Here is a 14913-nt window from a genome sequence, read left to right as displayed (position 1 = left end):
CCTACGCTCGCTCCAGCACCACCACGACGAAATCACCGCGCGCGGCGCGCGCCTCATGGCCGTCTCACCGCAGATCCCCGACGAGTCCCTCTCGCTCACCCATGAGCACGAACTCGCCTGCGACGTCCTCAGCGACCTCGGCTCCGACACCGCCAGGCAGTACGGCCTCGCCTTCGACTACACCCAGCGCGCCGAACCCGCGGACATCCTCGCGGCCCTCGACGCGATCAGCTGACACCGCCCCCACATCGGCGGGAACACGGGACGCTCGTGATGAGCGACGAACGTCCTCCGCGTTCCGATCACGACCCCTCCGCGCGGAATCGGGATCTATCCGGCTTCGTCACGGAGGCGGTCGGCGTCAACGACGGTGATCCGCCCGCGGGCGGGCCGGATCAGCCCGCGATCTGCACCACGTCCGCTCGGAGTCGTCTTCCGCGTGGCTCATGTGGTGTGGCTCCTCGCGTCGTCCCGGTGCCCACGGCGGGGGCGTGTGTTCGACGTCTTCTGGTCGTAGCGTCCCGCGTCAGCGACATCTGCGGCCGGGCGTGGGGCACTCGTCGGTGCGACCTCGGCCGGTCTGCGGGCGGGGAGGCACCGAGGCCGCCCCGCGCCGACCTCGGTCGCAGCGGAACGGCGGAAGGCACCTCCACCGCTACCGTTCCCGTGGTCCGGCGTGTGGAGGGAGTAGCCGGCAGAACACCACACACCGCAGAGCCCGGACCAATCCGTCGCCGATGCGCTCAGGAACCTGCTCGTCGATGGGAGGTGGTGAAGGTCAGTACACGAGATCGACTGCTGGGCACTGCCGCGCATGAGCTGCACACCTCCTGGGCGACGGAGCCGGTCCGGGAAATCCCGGACGGCCGGGGGAACGCAACGGCCCGATCGGACTGTGGGCAAGGGGTCATCGCAGAGGCCGAGGCTGGGGCGAGGTGCCCAGGAGTTCGGCGAGGCCGCGGCGGGTGGCGGCAATGACCACGCGGTCCTGGGGACGCAGGACATAGCCGGGGTGCAGGTCCCACAGGAGCTGGGGTTCCTCGCCCGCCTGGTGTGAGGAGGCGAGGTCGGGGCGGCGCGCGGCCGGGGAGGCCGTGTCGAGGGCGAGGACGCGCCAGGCGCCGGGGCAGAAGGCATCGGCGACGGTGCGGCCTTCGAACTGCGGGTGGCCGGCAACGAGAAGTGCGGCGAAGACCAGGACCTTGCGTTCGACGGGAATGGCGCCGAGGATCTGGCGGCCCATCATCGCCCCGGCGAACGCGGGTGCGGCGAGGTGGGTGACGCTGCGGCTGCGGGTGAGGGCGTCGGGGTGGGCGGTGCGCAGGGTGCGGTAGACGGCGGTGGCGAAGTCGTCGTCGTACAGGCGCAGGGCCACGCGCAGGTCGGGTTTGACCGTACGCGCGTACAGCGTGCCCTCCAGGTTGGTGGTGTCGGAGCTGGTGAGGGCGAGCAGGGCGTGCGCCCGGTGGATCTTGGCGGCCTCCAGGACTCCATCCTCTGTGACGTCGCCGAGGACGACGGGGGTGCCGAGGCTGCGGGCGAGCGGGATGCCGCGGGCGTCGGGGTCTTCTTCGACGCAGACGACGGGGATGTCGAGTTCCCGCAGTCGGGCGAGGACCCGGGTGCCGATCTTGCCGAGGCCGAGGAGAACGACATGGCCGGACAGGCCGCGGGGCGGCCGACGTAGAGCTCCGGCGGCGCGGAAGGTGCCGAGTGCCTCCAGTGCCCCGGCGACGAGGAGGGGGAGCAGGGCGAGGCCGACGAGGCCGGACAGGAGCTGGAGGATCTGGTGGGTGACCGGCGCGTCTATTGCGGGGTCGTTGATCGAGAACAGGTCGAGCAGCGTGATGTAGGCGGCGTGCACGGGGCCGGCATCGGTGAGCAGCATGGTGGTGAGCGTCAGCGCGAGTACGGAGGCGACGATGCCGGCGAGTGCCCACCGCAGGCGGCTGGAGAAGAGCTCGCGCAGCGGCGCACCCCGGCGGGCCAGGCGTCGCGCGGACAGGACGGGACCGGCGTACCGGACGGTCTCCAGGACCACGCTGCCGCGACCGGTCGCGCCCGCCACCGCCCGGTCGTCGGGCAGGAGGAGGGGGCCCTGCGGGCCGCTGCTCTCCGACCCCTCGGTGCCCGCCGGGTCGGTGGTGGTGGACGAGAGCAGGGCCAGGGTGCACAGGCCGGGATCCGGTACCTCGCCGCGTCCGGGCGGGGTGCGTTCGGCGGCGCGCAGGAGTACGCCGTCGGCCTGGACGACCTTGCTCGTGCCGGCGACGGCGGTGGCGGCGAGCGCGGGGGCCGCGGTGTCCGCGTCCGACAGGACGGTGGTGGAGGCGTCGAGCACGGCGCGGTCGATGCCCGGCGCGGCGAGGAGGGCGGCCTGGTCGAGGAGTTCCTCCAGGTGCTGCCCGAGCTTGCGGTTGTACATGCGGACCACGAGCCGCAGGCCCGGGCTGAGACGGCGGGCGGCGAGCGCGGCACGGAGGTTGGTCTCGTCATCCTCGTAGAGCAGGGCAAGGGCCGCGGCCCGGTCCACACCGGCCCGCAGCAGCGTCTCCTCGGTCGGCGCGGATGACACGACGTCACGCAGCGACGGAGGCGCGCCGCCGAGCGGGTGCTCGACAACCGGTCCGTCGGCCCGGCGCAGTAGCCGCGCCGCACGGGACAGCACGGCGGGCTGCTCGCTCACCCGCTCCTCGACCTGGTCGCCGGGCGCGACGAGAACGACCCGTTGGCGGTAGACGTCTCGCAGCTCGTCGGCGAGCCGGTGCGCGAGCCCGTCGTCGCCGCAGACCACCATGTGGCCGCCGTCCGGTCGAACTCCGGCCTCCTGGCGCGGTAGCGCGATCATGATTCCCCCAGTGCCGGTTGGACCCGCCTGATCACGCGGCGGATCGAGTGTCGGTCGTTCCTGCCCCGGTGTGCCTCGCATGCCGAGGTCGTCGTGGCGCAGTGCTGAGTGGCGGCTCATCGCCAGGTGCGTTGCCGCAGGTACCGGCGACTCACGAAAGCACCGACTCCCACGGCCGCCGGAGTCCAGAGCGCGAGGAAGGTGCCGAGGTCTTCGCCTCTGTCGTGCAGGACCACCATCAGTACGAAGGTGTAGGCGCCCAGAACGGCCAGTGTGCAGGCGTCGACGGTGAGGCCGGCCCTCCGGTACGGGCGGGCGGAACGCTCGTCGGAGCGGAGCCGTCCCCACGAGACGTAAGTGCCAGTCCCCCCGCCCATGATGAGCAGGATGCCGGATCCGGCTGCGAACAGCGGGTCCCCGACCGGGTGGGAAAGGGTGCGCTGTGCGGCCGCGCCGTCCGACAGCACGACGACCTCGCCACGCCAGATCGTGCCCGCGACGCGATCGCCCGGACGCACACCCTCCAGGAGCTCTCCAAGGCCGCTGAACTCGACCCGACCGGCGCCCTCTTCGGGCCCGGCGACCCGCACCCAGCCGCCCGGTTGCCTGCCGCGCCGCACATGGACGGACTCGACGGTGAACCAGGCCGCGTGCAGGCAGTCCTCGGCCGGCGCGCCCCGGCACGCGGACGCCGAGCGGAAGGCTCGCTCCTCCGCAACGGCGTGCGGGAGCCAGGCCACCAGGAGGGCGCTACCAGCGAGGAAGGCGATGACTCCGGCAAGGCCGGCGAGTACGTCCTGTGCTCGGCGACGGCGGATGCTGTAGGGCTTGTCGTGGCGGCGGCCTGCGGTCATGACCTCCCGGCCCAGGAATCCAGCTTCCCAAAGAGGAGCGCCAGGCCGCCGCCACCCGCCGCGAAGAGACCGAACGCCGCGAACGCAACCCTCTGATCGTCCCTGCGCAACGCCTCGTACTGACTTCTGGTGACCGGGACCCGCCCGCGTTCGGGGTCGGCAGTGTCGATCGCGGAGTAGTACCCGCGGACGGACTCGACTCGCTCGAGGCCCGAGTCGTCCCACAACACTCCGGTGACGAGGAACACCCCGGCGAGGCCCGCGCCCACGAGCAGTGCGTGGACGCGGTGGGGCAGGGCCCGCAGGGCCCGCCACTGGTTCGCCTTGTTGCTGGCGAAACCTCTGGCGCGCAGTTCGAGCGCGACGCTGCGGAAGATCGTCGCCAGGTGAAGGGGCACCAGCAGGGCGATGCCGATGCCGAGCAGCAGCCACTCGTCGGCGAAGGGAGGCAGGAGCGGCACGGCAGCCAGGACTGCGGCGAGCAATCCCACCCCGGAGAGGGTCAGTTGCATGCCCGCGTGAAGCTTGAAGCTGGTTCTCACCGCGTCCCCCCCTCCCGTCGCGTTCTACTCGGTGATCTCGACCGGCGTGCCCAAGGCGGCCGGAGCGGGCGCGGGCTCAGCCGTTGTCTTCTTCTCGGTGATGCCCTGGAGGAGTTGGGCGAGGTCGACCCCGGTCGTGGAGGAGAGGAGTTCCATGCCCTGGGCGACGTTGTCGGCGACCGTACGCGACAACTGGCTCGCCCCGTCCGTGGAGATGACGGTCATCTTGCCGACGGCCGACAGTGGTTCGGACGCCTTGGCGACGACCTGCGGCAGGACCTCGACGAGCATCTGCAGGACGGCGGCGTCGCCGTACTGGGCGAAGGCGTCGGCCTTCTTCCGCATGGCCTCCGCCTCGGCGGAGCCCCGGGCGGCGATCGCGGCGGCCTGGGCCTCGCCCTCGATGCGTACGGCGTCGGCGAGGGCAGCGCGATGGGCCTTCTCGCCCTCACCGGTCAGGCGGGAGCGCTGGGCGTCGGCCTCGGCCTCCTTGACCAGGGCGATGCGGCGGGCCTCGGCCTCCTGCTCGGCCTGGTAGCGGGCGGCGTCAGCGGGCTTGCGGACCTCGGTGTCGAGCTGGCGGTCGGTCAGGGCGGCCTGCCGCTCGGCGACCTTCTCCTGCTCGCTGAGGATGTCCTGCTGCCGGGCGGCCTCGGCAAGCGGACCCGCCGCGTTCGCCTGGGCAGCGGCTTCGTCCGTCTGGGCCTTGATCTCGGCCTGCTTGAGGTAGAGGGTCCGCTGCGCGATCGCGATCTCCTCCTCCGCCTTCAGACGGGCCTGCTCGGCGGCGCGGCGGGCGACGGCCTCGGCGATGTCCGCCTCCTGCTTGGCGCGGGCGGCCTCGGGCCGACCTAGGTCCTCCAGGTAGGAGCCCTCGGTGGTGATGTCCTGGATCTGGAAGGCGTCGAGCACCAGGCCCTGCCCGGACAGGCTGGCCTCGGCCTCCTCGGCGACCTGGCCGGCGAACGCAGCGCGGTCCCGGATGATGTCCTCGACCGACATGCGGCCGACGATGGAGCGCAGCGCGCCGGACAGCACTTCCTGCGTAAACCCGACGATGCCGTCCTGCTGCATCAGGAACCGCTGCGCGGCCGCCCGGATCGAGTCCTCGGTGCCCCCGACCTTGACGATCGCGACGCCCTCCAGGTTGGCCTTCACCCCGCGCAGGGTCACGGCACCGCGCACCGCGACCGGGATGTGCCGGCTGGACAGGTCGAGGGTGAACTTCTGCTGCACGAACGGGACGACGAACACGCCGCCGCCGACCACGACCTTCTGGCCGCTGTTGTCGGTGAACACCCGCCCGGTGGCGGGATCGGTCGCCTGCTTGCCGCGCCGGCCGGTGATGATGAACGCCTCGCTCGGCCCGGCCACCTTGTAGCGCGTGACGACGACGAGGCCGAGGAGTACGACGAGGACGACGATGCCCACGACGGCGAACAGGACAGGGCTCATGAAGCGCCCCCTTTCGATGGGAACTGAGAAAAGAAAGAGCAGAACGCACGGGCCGGTCAGCGCTGGACGGGCCGGACGGCCACCGAGGTGGACGTGAGCACCGCCTCGACCCAGACCTCCGTGCCGCGGGCGACCGGAGCCTCGGCTTTCGCCGCGTACTTCACCGGCTGCCCGGCCAGATACAGCAGGACCTCGCCATAGCCCGCCACCGGGATCGAGGTGACCACCGTCCCCGAGGTGCCGGTAAGGTCCTCGCCCTGCGGCGCGGGCGCGGCGTCGTCCCGGAGCAGCGCCCGGCTGAACCGCCAGGTCACCCACCCCACGACGCCCCCCGCGGCCACGCCCGCACCGGTGGCGACCCCCGCCCCCGTACCGGTGGTGCCGAGCACGATCGCCCCCGTGAAACCGAGGGCCGACACGAACCCGGCGATCACCGGCAACGACAGAAACCCGTCCAGCCCCCCGCCGACCGAGTCGAGGACCCCCTCCAATACCCCGTCGAACACCAGGGACAGGACGAGCAGCACGAGACCTAGGGTGCCGAGACCTAGAAACCAGCCCATGTACGCCACCTCGCCCCGTGCCTTGCTTCTCCCGTTGCCAGGGATGGTGTCACGGACCAGTGCAGATGTTCACTGCCGGAATCCGGCAGTGTTTACGCGTTCTTAATGCCTCCCTCGCACGTCCAGGGCCGCAGCGAGTACCGCGTCACCGTCGTCGGCATCAAACACCCGGGTGAGGACTTCACGCATGCCACCGGCCGACACAGTGGTCGAGAAGGACGACACCATCGTCGGCACCGGCAAGACCGGGGCGGTGGAGAGCTTCACAGATCTTCCCTGACGCACAGGAGCGAGCACAGGTGAGCCGGGAAGTCTGGTCGGCACAGTATTCCGCCTGCACTACGGGAGAGTGTGGCCTTCGTGTCCCCCTGTGACCGCCGAGAGGGACGAAAGCGCGGCCGGTCCCCCATCCACGCCCGCCGGCGGGGCCGACCGGCTGCCCAGCATGGCGGTCAGCATCAGCGCAAGCAGGGCGATGACGGTCAGGACGACCGCCGTCACAACGCGGGGATTGCGGCGCGAGGCCCGGGCGTCCGAAGACGAGTCCGCCGCGTGGGGGAACTGCTCGTTCAGCAAGTCGATAAAGGTGGCGAGGGCTGGGTCGTCGCGGGTCAGACCACGCTCAATCTCGCTGAGAATCCGCTGGTCATCGGTGGAATAACTCATGGTGACCGCCCTGGTGCCGACGAATACGGCAGACAGACGCGTAGCTCGCGCGTCCCTTCTCCTCTCAGTCTGCCCGTCCGGCCCCGTGATCACAGCGGCTGGTCGGGCCAGTCCAGGAGTCGGGCGCCGACAACGGCCGTCTGGAGGGTGTAGCGCTGGACGGGATCGCCGGGGTCGGCGCCGGTCAGGCGGTGGATGCGGTCGAGACGGTACGTCATGGCCCGCACGCTGAGGGCCAGGCGGCGGGCTGCCTGAGCGGTGACGCAGCCGCTGTCGAAGTACGCCGTGAGCGTGTCCAGGAGCGGCTTCGCGCCGCCGCGCGCCTGCTGGAGCGGGCCCAGGACGGTGCGGACGAGGTCCGCCATGGCCTGCCGGTCGCGGGTGAGTACGGGATAGACCAGGAGATCTGCGGCATACAGGACGGGGTCCTCCAGGTTCATACGGGCCGCGAGGTCGAGGGCGTTGAGGGCCTCCTCGTAGGAGTGGACCACGCCGCCCGCGCCCGGGTGGGACCGGCCGATGGCGACCTGGCCGCCATCGGTCGCCGCGTACGCCTGCTTGGCGAAGTGGGCGAGCACGTCGGGCTCGTCGGCCGGCGCGACACAGATCAGCCGGCCGTCCTTGGTGGTGAGCAGGATGCGGCGGTTGCCGAACCGGGCGGCGAGCGAGGACTCGACGGTACGGGTGACCTCGTAGCCGTCACTGTACGGTTCCCGGCCCTGGGCGACGGCCACGGCGTGGGCGTGGGACAGGAGCAGTCCGAAGCGTTCTGCTCGCTCCGCCAGGCGGCCGAGATCGCTGCGGCCGTAGAGCAGGTCGTCGATGAACTCGCGCCGGGCGGCCTCTTGTTGTCGCATGGCCACGTGCTGGGCTCTTTCGTGGCCTTCGGCGAAGGCGTCGACGGCCTGTTCGACAGCGGCGAGGAGGTGGTCGGCGTCGGCCTGAGGCAGGGCGGGGCGGACCCGCTGTGCGGCGGCGAGGTGTGCGCGGACGACGGCTCGCAGCCCGATGCCGGCCTCGGCGGCCCGCTCCCCTCGGGAGCGCAGGGCTTCCCGTTCCTCGCGGGTGAGTTTGCGGCGGGTCGCGCACACACCCGCCAGGATCTCGGCATACCCCTCCAGGTACTCCTCGGTCGGCTGCCTCTCCGTCACTACCCCTCCCGGATTCCTGACATCTCTGACGAGTTCTTGGCACGTGGAGACCAAGACTGACACGCCGGTCAAGGGCGTTCGCGACCGGCATCAAGAAGCCGTCAAAGACTGCCTGGTCACGGCAATGCCAAAGGTTGCACTCCTGCTTCAGGATGGTTCAGCGGCAGGGCGTAGGCGGGACCCGATGCCGGGAGAAGGAAACTGCGATGGTTCAGGGGGAGAGTCATGTGGGAGTTCCTGAATACCGTCTGCGCCTTCCCCACGCTGCTGTTCAGCGTGGCCCTGGTCGTCGTGGCGGTGTTCTGGCTCCTGGTGCCGTGCGGTGCCGCTGCGCCCCGCAGTTTCGACTCCGACGTGGACACCCAGGCGCTGCGCCCCGGCCCCGTGCCCGTCTCGGTGGCAGCCACCGTGTTCACCGTGGCCGGCTGGCTTCTGAGCCTCACCGGATCCGTGCTCCTCGACCGTGCCGATCCGGCCCGTTCCTTGTCGTCCCTGCTCTCGCTCGCTGTCCTGGCGCTCGCCGCCGTCGCCTCCTGGTGGGTGACACGGCGCCTCGTCCCACCGCTGACGAAGCTCTTCCCCGACGAACCCGGGCCGTCCGGAGAGGACTTCGGCGGCCTGCCGGGCCCGCTCGAACGGCACCGATCCACCGTGGCCGGGCGGCACCGCGCCACCGTGCGGCTACGACGACGCCGGTAACGCGTCCGGGGCGCGCCACCGGCGTGGCGCCCGACCCCCACCACACCGCCGTCTGAGCCTGCGGCTCCCCACCTCTTCCTTCGACACGGGGTTCTTCATGGATGCCATCACCGTGGGCACCGGCGCGCTCGTCGCCGCTGTCCTGCTCGCCACTCTCGCTCTCCTGTTCGTCAGCCGGCTGTTCCGCAAGGTGGAGCAGGGCAAGGCACTGATCGTCTCCAAGACACGGAAGGTCGACGTCACCTTCACCGGGCAGGTCGTTCTGCCCGTACTGCACAAGGCCGAGGTCATGGACATCTCGGTGAAGACGATCGAGATCTCCCGGACCGGCCGCGACGGGCTGATCTGCCGGGACAACATCCGTGCCGACATCCGGATCTCGTTCTTCGTGCGCGTCAACAAGACGGTCGAGGACGTCATCAAGGTCGCCCAGGCCATCGGAACCGCTCGCGCCAGCGACAAGGAGACGCTGCAGGAGCTGTTCAACGCCAAGTTCTCCGAGGCGCTCAAGACGGTCGGCAAGCAGATGGACTTCACCGACCTGTATACCAAGCGCGAGGAGCTGCGGTTCCGGATCATCGAGATCATCGGCATCGACCTCAACGGCTACAGCCTGGAGGACGCGGCCATCGACTACCTGGAGCAGACGCCGCTCAGCCAGCTCGACTCCGGCAACATCCTCGACGCGCAGGGCATCCGCAAGATCACCGAGCTGACGGCTGTCGAGAACGTCCGGACCAACGAGTTCCGCCAGCACGAGCAGAAGGAGATCACCCGCCAGAACGTCGACGCCCGCGAAGCCATCCTGGAGCTGGAGCGGCGCCAGGCGGACGCCGAGATCAAGCAGAAGCGCGAGATCGACACCGTACGGGCCCGGGAAGAGGCCGAGACCGCACGGGTGGTGGAGGAGGAGCGGCTGCGCGCGCAGAGCGCGTTCCTCAGGACCGAGGAACAGCTCGGCATTCAACGGGAGAACCAGGCCCGTGAGGTCGCCGTCGCGCAGAAGAACCGCGAGCGGGTCATCGCCGTCGAGAACGAACGGATCGAGAAGGACCGCCTCCTGGAGGTCATCGCCCGGGACCGGGAGACCGAACTGACCCGCATCTCCGCCGAGAAGGAGGTCGAGGCCGAGCGTCGGGACATCGCCGAGGTGATCCGTGAGCGGGTCGCGGTGGACCGTACGGTCGCGGAGCAGGAGGAGTCCATCAAGCGGCTGCGCGCGGTCGAGGAGGCCGAACGCGAGCGCCAGGCGATCATCATCGCCGCCGAGGCCGAGGCCCAGGAGAAGCTGGTCAAGGACATCAAGGCTGCCGAGGCCGCCGAGCAGGCCGCCGTCCACCGCGCCGCCGAGCAACTCACCCTGGCGGAGGCCCGGAACAAGGCCGCCGACATGGACGCCCGCGCCAAGATCCGCCTCGCCGAAGGCATCCAGGCCGAGGCGGCGGCCGAAGGGCTCGCGGCCGTACAGGTACGGGAGAAGGAGGCCGACGCGATCGAGAAGGCCGGCCGGGCCGAGGCGGAGGCCACCGAGGCCCGCCTGCGCGCCGAAGCCGTCGGCACCCGTGAGAAGGCGCTCGCCGAGGCCACCGCCATCGGCGAGAAGCTCAAGGCCGAGGCCGCAGGGCTCACAGAGAAGGCCGCCGCGATGGCCGCGCTCGACGACGCGTCCCGCACCCACGAGGAATACCGGCTGCGCCTGGAGGCCGAGAGGGACATCCGGCTCGCCGGGCTCGACATCCAGCGGCAGGTCGCCGAGGCGCAGGCCACGGTCCTCGCGACCGGCCTGGAGCACGCCGACATCAACATCGTCGGCGGCGAGTCGGTCTTCCTCGACCGCCTGGTCCAGTCGATCGCGCTCGGCAAGTCCGTCGACGGCTTCATGGACCACAGCCAGACCGCACAGGCGCTCGCCGGTCCCTGGCTGAACGGCGAGGGTTCCTTCACCGAGGACGTGACCAAGGTGCTCGGCTCGCTGTCCACCGCCGACGTGCAGAACCTCAGCGTGTCCGCCCTGCTTGCGAAGGTCATGAAGTCCGGAGTCCTGGACGTGGCGGCCCCGGCCGGCACCGAGGCGCTGAACGGCGCCACCAAGAGCTGACCGCCCACGGGGGGGGCGGTCAAAAAGGGTCCGGTGCCGGCAAACGGGGGAGTTACCGGCACCGGACCCGCATCCACCACGGTACAAGGAGCAGAACGAGATGAGCGCGGGAATCGACCAGGACACCTACGCGGTGCTGCGCGACCGCCTCATCGCGCAGGCCACCGAGCTGGCCAGGCGCACCGGGACCCTCAACAAGGCCCGGATCGCGGAGTTCGGTTCGGGCGAGCTGACCCTGACGGGCACCGACCGCATCCGCACCGAGCGCAGCGGCCTGCCCCGGGACATCGTCGCCGTCGGTGACGACGTCCTGCTCTTCGGCCACCACACCACCACCGCGGGCCGCGCCCCACGGCCGGCGGGGCGCTGACGGTGAAGACGGAGAACGCCACCGAGAAGGCGGAAGGCGTCTACGCCGAGCCGGTCGACGAGCCCCTGCAGTCCCTGGCCGACGCCGAGGTCGCGTACGCGAGCGTGGGCGCACTGCTCCTCGTGCGCGTGCGCCCGTACAAGGAGGAGAGCCGGCGGTACCTCGTGTTCAACACCCTGGCGGGGACCGTGGTCAGGCTCGACGGCATCGGGCAGGCATGCCTGCGGCTGCCCGACGACGAGGGCATCGTGTTCCCCGGCGGGTCCTGCCTGGCCTCCGGCACGGTGAAGACCTTCGACACGGACGCGGCCGGGCTGGCGTTCGAGCGGGCGGTCCGGTCACCCAGCGGTGAGGACATCCTCTTCGTCTTCCACGCCCAGGAGGGGTGCCGAAGCCTTCTACGACACGATCCGGCTCGGCCGGCACCAGTTCGCCGTCAACCGGCAGGCCCCCGAGCTGACGCTCGTACCGTACGAGGACACCCTCGCCTTCGCGCTGATCGGCACCGACTACCGCTCCCCCGTCACCGACCCCGAATTCGCCGCGACCCGACCGTCCTGGGACCGGGCGCTGCCGTCCGAGTCGCCGGAGGTCTACCGCGCCGAGCACCTGGCCGCCCGCCTCCTCGCCGAGCACGGCGCGGACGGCCTGGCCGGCGCGGACCTCGCCGAACTCGCACGGCGGGCGGCCGAGGCCGCCTACGACGAGGGCTACGAGCGCGGCGTTCACGACCACGACGCGGCGCTGATCCTGGAAGCGGTACTCGGGCTGAGCGAAGATGCCGGACTGCTGAGCTACCCAGGGACCGCGCGCGGCCGCCCAGACCTTCTGGGCCCATTCCACGACCGCCGAGGCCCGCACCCAGTGGAACCACCGCGCGGTCGCACTGGCCCAGGCCCGTGACCTCTTCGGCTCCGCCTCGGCCGTCGACGGACTCCGGCGGGAGCCGGCGGACGCGATCGGCGACGCGACGGCTGCCGAGTACCTCGTCGACGAATTCGCGCGGCCTGATCTGTTGGTCGTGCGGACACGTCCACCTGTTCGTGAACCGCGACCTCCAGCTCTACCGGCTCCGGAACTGATTCGTCGGCCAGAGGGAGATTCGGGTTCGACGCCTCACTGCGCGCCGCCGAGGCCCGGCGCGCCCCAGACCGGGAACCAGCGGGCCAGGTCGGGCTCGATCCGCAGGTCGTCGGTGAGCAGGGCCCTGATCTGGAGTTCGAGCGCGTTGTCTCGCTTCTCGGTGCCGTCGGGCAGTGGCGCGAAGGGGTAGAACGTGCCCCGCTTGTAGAGGTAGACCAGCGCCAGGACCCGCTCTCCCGCCGCCTCGCGGAAGCCGATCAGGGAGCAGAGAAGCTGAGGTCCGAAGCCGGCGTCCTGGAGGAGGGTGTTGACGGCGTGCAGGTCGTTGACCAGGGAGGCGGTGTCGTCGGCGGGGTGCCGGGCCAGGAGCCAGGTGTAGCCGTACGCGTCCCGGCTGAACTCGACCGGTATGCCGCCGCGCCCGGTGTCCGCGTCGAGCAGGTCCCGTACCTCCTCCCGCAGCGTGGCGAAGGTGCCGCCCTCGACGCCGGCGAAGCACACCGAGCCGCGGCCGGTCGGGGTGAACCCGGCGCCCGCCTGGAGGGTGATCGCGGCGGAGGGCAGGCCGAAGAGCTGGTCGAGGTCGGGACGTACCGGTTTGCTGCGGCCGAGGATCGCGTCGAGGAGTCCCACCGTGATACCTCCGCTCCGTTTGCGTACGGCTCAGGGGCGACCGAGCTGCGCCGAGATGCGGCCCAGCTGGTCGAGGCGCTGTTCGAGCGTCGGGTGCGAGGAGAACAGCCGGCTCAGGCTCGCCTCGGAGGAGAACGCGGGCGCGAACCAGAAGGCGTTGAACGGCTCGGCCTTCCGCAGGTCCCGGGTAGGGATCCGCGCCATCTCGCCAGTCACCTTGGTGAGTGCGGCGGCGAGCGCGGACGGGCGGCCGGTGAGCAGCGCGGCGGCGCGGTCGGCGGACAGTTCGCGGTAGCGGGACAGCAGCCGGGTGAGCAGGAAGCTGATCACGTACACGACGGCGCTGACCACCGGCACGAGAATGACCGCGATGGCGGCGTTGCTGTCGCGGCTCCGGCCGAGTCCGCTGTACAGCGCGACGCGGACCATCACCCCGGAGAGGACACCGAGGAACGACGCGATGGTCATCACCGCGACGTCGCGATGGGCGACATGGGACAGCTCGTGCGCGAGGACGCCCTCCAGCTCCTCCGGTTCCAGGCGCCGCAGCAGGCCGGTGGTGGCGCAGACCAGGGCGGTCTTCTCGTTGCGGCCGGTGGCGAAGGCGTTCGGGACATCGCTGTCGGCGATCGCGACCCGCGGCTTGGGCATGTCCGCGAGGGCGCAGATACGGTCCACGGCGCCGTGCAGCTCGGGCGCCTGCTCGGGGGTGACCTCACGGGCCCCCATGCCGAGGGCCGCGATCCGGTCGCTGAACCAGAACTGCGCGATGAACAGCCCGCCCGCGATCAGCAGGATGATGGGCCACGAGCCCCGGAGGAGAACCAGCAGGACGCCGACGAAGACGACGTAGAGCAGCCCGATCAGGAACATCGTCGTGACCATGCGGGTGGTGAGTCCCCGATCCGGGACATAGTGCGAATGTGACCGGGCGCCGGGCATCCGTATCACCCTCCAGGCAGAGAACCCCTGCACGTGCCTTGCTGCCAGTGTGCCCCTTGGGTGTGCCGCTTGGGGCGCTGAACAGGTGCGTAGCTCGGTACGCCCCTGACCTGCGAACATAGATTCACCGTGAACGGACATCGCTGTCCGGATAACGGTCGCGTCACGGATGCTGGCCTTTTGGAAGATCACCGTACGTAATGTGACATGCGCCACACGCCATGATGCCGGTGCCGTGGTAGGAATGCGCAACTTCGCAGGTGGCACCACTCCTCGCCAATTCTGCGCAGCGCCGGCACGCACCGGCAGCACGATCAAGGTGATCACGTTCCGAGTCCGCGTACGTCGCCCCCCCCCGGCCGCCGATCGGACAACGGCGTTCGCTCAACGCCCGCACATCCACTGGCGCAGCCTCCCGCGCGCCGGTCCTGCGCCATCGAGGTTTCCCACCGTGTCGCTCGATTCCCTCACCCAGTCCGTGGACGACGCCGTCAGCGGCTTCTTCGAGCCCATAGCCACCTGGCTGGGCGAGATCGTCTTCTACTCCGTGCCGGTCGGGGGTACGGACCTTCCGCTGATCGTGGCCTGGCTCGTCGTGGCCGGTCTGGTCTTCACCGGCTGGTTCGGCTTCGTGCAGCTGCGCAAGTTCCGGCTCGCTATCGACGTAGTGCGCGGCAAGTACGACGAGAAGGGGTCGGCCGGCGAGGTCAACCACTTCCAGGCGCTGACCGCCGCCGTCTCCGGCACGGTCGGCCTCGGCAACATCGCCGGTGTGGCCGTCGCCGTCTCGATCGGCGGCCCCGGCGCCACGTTCTGGATGATCCTCTGCGGTCTGCTCGGCATGGCGACGAAGTTCGTCGAGGTCACGCTCGGCGTGAAGTACCGCGAGGTGCACGCCGACGGCACCGTCTCCGGTGGCCCGATGCACTACCTGCCCAAGGGTCTGGCCGAGCGCTTCGGCAAGAACGGCAAGACCCTCGGCAAGGTCCTCGCGGTCCTCGCCTCCTTC

14 protein-coding genes and 2 pseudogenes are annotated in these 14913 nt (G+C 70.6%); 7 read left to right on the top strand and 9 right to left on the bottom strand.

Annotated features, from left to right (window positions below; translation table 11 throughout):
• A partial coding sequence (locus tag VE614_RS10775) for a redoxin domain-containing protein (RefSeq protein WP_324935133.1) occupies positions 1 to 235 on the top strand: 235 nt, incomplete at its 5' end.
• A gap of 672 nt (positions 236 to 907) precedes the next feature.
• On the opposite strand, the gene VE614_RS10770 is transcribed toward VE614_RS10775, so the two are convergent.
• The 7 genes from VE614_RS10770 to VE614_RS10740 form a co-directional block, all read right to left on the bottom strand.
• Entirely contained in the window at positions 908 to 2797 is a 1890-nt protein-coding gene (locus tag VE614_RS10770) for an NAD-binding protein (protein WP_324935135.1), read from the bottom strand.
• Between the two features lie 167 nt (positions 2798 to 2964).
• The gene (locus VE614_RS10765; protein WP_324935131.1) at positions 2965 to 3702 is read right to left on the bottom strand and encodes a hypothetical protein; all 738 of its coding nucleotides are present in this window, start codon (positions 3700 to 3702) and stop codon (positions 2965 to 2967) included.
• On the bottom strand, positions 3699 to 4244 hold the full coding sequence (locus VE614_RS10760; RefSeq protein WP_324935129.1) for a hypothetical protein: 546 nt from the start codon (positions 4242 to 4244) through the stop codon (positions 3699 to 3701). Before VE614_RS10760 ends, VE614_RS10765 begins: the two co-directional genes overlap by 4 nt.
• 24 nt (positions 4245 to 4268) lie before the next feature.
• A complete protein-coding gene (locus VE614_RS10755; protein WP_324935127.1) occupies positions 4269 to 5699 on the bottom strand; it encodes a flotillin family protein in 1431 nt (476 codons plus the stop codon).
• 56 nt (positions 5700 to 5755) lie between these two features.
• On the bottom strand, positions 5756 to 6262 hold the full coding sequence (locus VE614_RS10750) for a hypothetical protein (protein ID WP_324935125.1): 507 nt from the start codon (positions 6260 to 6262) through the stop codon (positions 5756 to 5758).
• 339 nt (positions 6263 to 6601) lie between these two features.
• Positions 6602 to 6928, bottom strand: coding sequence for a DUF3040 domain-containing protein (locus tag VE614_RS10745; protein WP_324935123.1), 327 nt, complete (start codon positions 6926 to 6928; stop codon positions 6602 to 6604).
• A gap of 89 nt (positions 6929 to 7017) precedes the next feature.
• On the bottom strand, positions 7018 to 8079 hold the full coding sequence (locus tag VE614_RS10740; RefSeq protein ID WP_324935121.1) for a PucR family transcriptional regulator: 1062 nt from the start codon (positions 8077 to 8079) through the stop codon (positions 7018 to 7020).
• A gap of 225 nt (positions 8080 to 8304) precedes the next feature.
• Between VE614_RS10740 and VE614_RS10735 the strand changes: the two genes are divergently transcribed.
• From VE614_RS10735 to VE614_RS33725, 5 genes and pseudogenes are all read left to right on the top strand, one after another.
• Positions 8305 to 8778, top strand: coding sequence for a hypothetical protein (locus tag VE614_RS10735; RefSeq protein ID WP_324935119.1), 474 nt, complete (start codon positions 8305 to 8307; stop codon positions 8776 to 8778).
• 97 nt (positions 8779 to 8875) lie between these two features.
• The gene (locus VE614_RS10730) at positions 8876 to 10876 is read left to right on the top strand and encodes a flotillin family protein (protein WP_324935117.1); all 2001 of its coding nucleotides are present in this window, start codon (positions 8876 to 8878) and stop codon (positions 10874 to 10876) included.
• Positions 10877 to 10976: 100 nt separating this feature from the next.
• Positions 10977 to 11246: a DNA repair ATPase gene (locus VE614_RS33735; protein WP_414719555.1), complete on the top strand. Its 270-nt coding sequence runs from the start codon at positions 10977 to 10979 to the stop codon at positions 11244 to 11246.
• A 2-nt stretch (positions 11247 to 11248) separates the two neighbouring features.
• Positions 11249 to 11587, top strand: a pseudogene (locus VE614_RS33730) (DNA repair ATPase); the annotation flags it as partial.
• 64 nt (positions 11588 to 11651) lie between these two features.
• A pseudogene (locus VE614_RS33725) lies at positions 11652 to 12249 on the top strand (DNA repair ATPase); the annotation flags it as partial.
• 113 nt (positions 12250 to 12362) lie between these two features.
• Here the strand turns inward: VE614_RS33725 and pspAB are convergent.
• Positions 12363 to 12962, bottom strand: a complete 600-nt coding sequence (gene pspAB, locus VE614_RS10720; RefSeq protein ID WP_324935115.1) for a PspA-associated protein PspAB — start codon at positions 12960 to 12962, stop codon at positions 12363 to 12365.
• A gap of 30 nt (positions 12963 to 12992) precedes the next feature.
• Entirely contained in the window at positions 12993 to 13904 is a 912-nt protein-coding gene (gene htpX / locus VE614_RS10715) for a zinc metalloprotease HtpX (RefSeq protein ID WP_324935114.1), read from the bottom strand.
• Positions 13905 to 14355: 451 nt separating this feature from the next.
• On the opposite strand from htpX, the gene VE614_RS10710 reads away from it, so the two are divergent.
• Positions 14356 to 14913, top strand: a 558-nt coding sequence (locus VE614_RS10710) for an alanine:cation symporter family protein (protein WP_324935112.1), incomplete at its 3' end; no start/stop codon positions are given.

Origin of the sequence: Streptomyces sp. (genome assembly GCF_035645055.1) — a bacterium.
GTDB lineage: Bacteria > Actinomycetota > Actinomycetes > Streptomycetales > Streptomycetaceae > Streptomyces.
Note: the sequence above shows the minus strand (reverse complement) of the source record. Positions and strands in the feature narration are given on the sequence as shown.

Bases quoted from the DNA above. Each gene is read 5' to 3' on its own strand.
- VE614_RS10770 (WP_324935135.1), bottom strand. From the start codon at position 2,797: ATGGTGGTCTGCGGCGACGACGGGCTCGCGCACCGGCTCGCCGACGAG.
- VE614_RS10765 (WP_324935131.1), bottom strand. From the start codon at position 3,702: ATGACCGCAGGCCGCCGCCACGACAAGCCCTACAGCATCCGCCGTCGC.
- VE614_RS10755 (WP_324935127.1), bottom strand. From the start codon at position 5,699: ATGAGCCCTGTCCTGTTCGCCGTCGTGGGCATCGTCGTCCTCGTCGTA.
- VE614_RS10750 (WP_324935125.1), bottom strand. From the start codon at position 6,262: ATGGGCTGGTTTCTAGGTCTCGGCACCCTAGGTCTCGTGCTGCTCGTC.
- VE614_RS10745 (WP_324935123.1), bottom strand. From the start codon at position 6,928: ATGAGTTATTCCACCGATGACCAGCGGATTCTCAGCGAGATTGAGCGT.
- VE614_RS10735 (WP_324935119.1), top strand. From the start codon at position 8,305: ATGTGGGAGTTCCTGAATACCGTCTGCGCCTTCCCCACGCTGCTGTTC.
- VE614_RS10730 (WP_324935117.1), top strand. From the start codon at position 8,876: ATGGATGCCATCACCGTGGGCACCGGCGCGCTCGTCGCCGCTGTCCTG.
- VE614_RS33735 (WP_414719555.1), top strand. From the start codon at position 10,977: ATGAGCGCGGGAATCGACCAGGACACCTACGCGGTGCTGCGCGACCGC.
- htpX (WP_324935114.1), bottom strand. From the start codon at position 13,904: ATGCCCGGCGCCCGGTCACATTCGCACTATGTCCCGGATCGGGGACTC.